Origin of the sequence: Bartonella sp. TS25HLJMH, from assembly GCF_042193505.1 — a bacterium.
In the GTDB taxonomy this organism is placed as follows: domain Bacteria; phylum Pseudomonadota; class Alphaproteobacteria; order Rhizobiales; family Rhizobiaceae; genus Bartonella; species Bartonella grahamii.
Genome location: NZ_JBHILV010000057.1, coordinates 1 through 2,003, shown reverse-complemented (window position 1 = coordinate 2,003; position 2,003 = coordinate 1). Strand labels below are relative to the sequence as shown.

The 2,003-nt window shown below is 36.7% G+C and carries 3 protein-coding genes and 1 pseudogene; 2 read left to right on the top strand and 2 right to left on the bottom strand.

The features are described from left to right. Positions 1 to 333 precede the first annotated feature (333 nt). Positions 334 to 1,263, top strand: coding sequence for a YopJ/AvrA family T3SS effector serine/threonine acetyltransferase (locus ACFINF_RS09100; RefSeq protein ID WP_375620572.1), 930 nt, complete (start codon positions 334 to 336; stop codon positions 1,261 to 1,263). Between the two features lie 46 nt (positions 1,264 to 1,309). Here ACFINF_RS09100 and ACFINF_RS09095 read toward each other — a convergent pair whose 3' ends face one another. Next, on the bottom strand, positions 1,310 to 1,627 hold the full coding sequence (locus ACFINF_RS09095; RefSeq protein ID WP_004856761.1) for a type II toxin-antitoxin system HicB family antitoxin: 318 nt from the start codon (positions 1,625 to 1,627) through the stop codon (positions 1,310 to 1,312). Beyond that, on the bottom strand, positions 1,617 to 1,889 hold the full coding sequence (locus ACFINF_RS09090) for a toxin HicA (protein WP_012231065.1): 273 nt from the start codon (positions 1,887 to 1,889) through the stop codon (positions 1,617 to 1,619). Before ACFINF_RS09090 ends, ACFINF_RS09095 begins: the two co-directional genes overlap by 11 nt. Here ACFINF_RS09090 and ACFINF_RS09085 point away from each other — a divergent pair. Beyond that, a pseudogene (locus ACFINF_RS09085) lies at positions 1,816 to 2,003 on the top strand (hypothetical protein); the annotation flags it as partial. The gene ACFINF_RS09090 and the pseudogene ACFINF_RS09085 sit on opposite strands and share 74 nt — an antisense overlap.

Genomic DNA, 2,003 nt, shown 5'->3' with positions numbered 1-2,003 from the left:
AAAGCCCCCTCTCAAGAGCACTTCGTGATCACAGATGTCCAAGCCTCTGAATCCGGTATGTATAAGCTTATCTTGCGGGAGATAAAACAATGAGGAATCTTTTTGGGTGTGCTGTAAAGACCATTCTAGTTTTGACCTCCTTTCCGCCCTAAAGGACGAGATTTTACGGCGTAAAAGATAAACCAAATTTGAAAAACCCCATTAAAAATAATTGCTTAAGTAAAAAAACACAACTCCCCTTTTCACCTTCAAAAGTAGGAAGGTGGTCAATCAAAACATCCTTTAGCCAAAAAAAACTATTATCTTGTCTCCATTTTAACAGGGAGATTAATTATGCCAAAATCAAAAGATCAAGCTAACCAAGCAAGCGGTCCATTAAAAGAAGATGATATCGCAAATGAACCTTTAGAAAGTCTTCTTGAACGTTTAGAGGCTAGTGCTTCCGAAAAAAAAACAAACCTCACGTTCAGTAATCAATCCTTAAAAAGCATTGTTGCAGATTTAGAGCAGGACATCGCCAATGGTAGTTTCACTAACAAAAATTATGTATATACAGATCTTACAATGATGCCTGCCCTAGTCGAGAAAGCAAATGATCGACATGCAGCTATGAACATTCAACTCGCTATGACCCCTCAAAACCTTGTCGAAATAATAAAAAAAACAATCGATAGTGGAACTGAATCTGCTAGGTTCCTGATTGGTGTAGAAGGTGAAGGTGCCCATTTTTCGGTAATAGATTATCGAAACTTTTCTAGCAGGAAATCCTTGATATTGTTTGAAACCACAAACTTTAGAAATCCAGCAGCACAAATGCTAGCAGTAACGAGCAAATCAGCCATTGAAGATTCTCAGTTACCTAGTTGTTATTTTTCCATGGCAGAAATGAATATTCAAAAACATTCTTCTGGAAGTGGGATTGTTAGTTTGGCCTTAGCCAAAAAGCTTTATTTCGAATATCCTCAGTTACTAAGAATGCACATCGATAATATTAATGGTGATTTGTGTAAAGAGGGCATCCCTTTACCTTCTGATAAAGTGGGTGAGTATCTTCCAACCAGTTTTTACAAACACGCATACCGTGAAGGATGTATCAGGCAATATGTAAAAAAAAATCCGGAAGCTTTACATGAAGTCGTTAATAAAAAAGGTGAAAATATTTTCGAAAGAGCCCATAAAAACTTAACTCTTGTAGAGGATGAACACTTCTCTGTTTCAACGCACAGGAAAAGGATTCAGGAATATAAGTCCCTGATGAAGTGAATATAAAAATTCATTTTCTTTTAGTACGTATAGACTTTTAAAAGATTCAAAGTTTAGAAGAAATGTATCTGTTTAAACTCACACCATTTTCAGCGGCTTGTATTGCAAGTTTTCTATGGAGTTCTGGTGGTATTCTTAATTGAAACTTACCACTGTATTTACCATGTGACAAAGGCACAGGAACTTCTTCTCCATTATGTTGCATATCCTCAACAACTTCTGAAACAAGGTCCATAATACCTTTTAAAGCTTTCTCTGCTTGAGCATCTAACCATGAAAGGGATGGGAATTCTGCACACAATCCGACATATTCCTCATCTTCTTGCGACCACAAAACACGATATGTATAATGATTATTGTTCATGTTTCATCCTTTCTATCGCTTGTAAGACTTGTTTGACTTGATAAGCTTTTGCTTTGTTACCAGAATCTTTTTGAATATTCACACGAGGATCACCAAGCCACGGTGTTTTAAAAACAAAGTGGCTTGTACCATTGTTCCGCGGTTCTCCAAAGAAATAGACACATACAGCCAACAAATCTGAAAACTTGATGTTCTTTGGTGACGCTTTCATCAAGCTGATTATTTTTTCAACTTTATTGCTCATAACCAATAATAGTATTATTATTAATCCTAGTCAATCATTTTATACACTTAATTGGACAGGAGCCCTCATGCATCCGAGAGAGACGATAAGGGAAAGCTTTGTTGCATTGATCAAAGCAGCAAAGACGGCAGC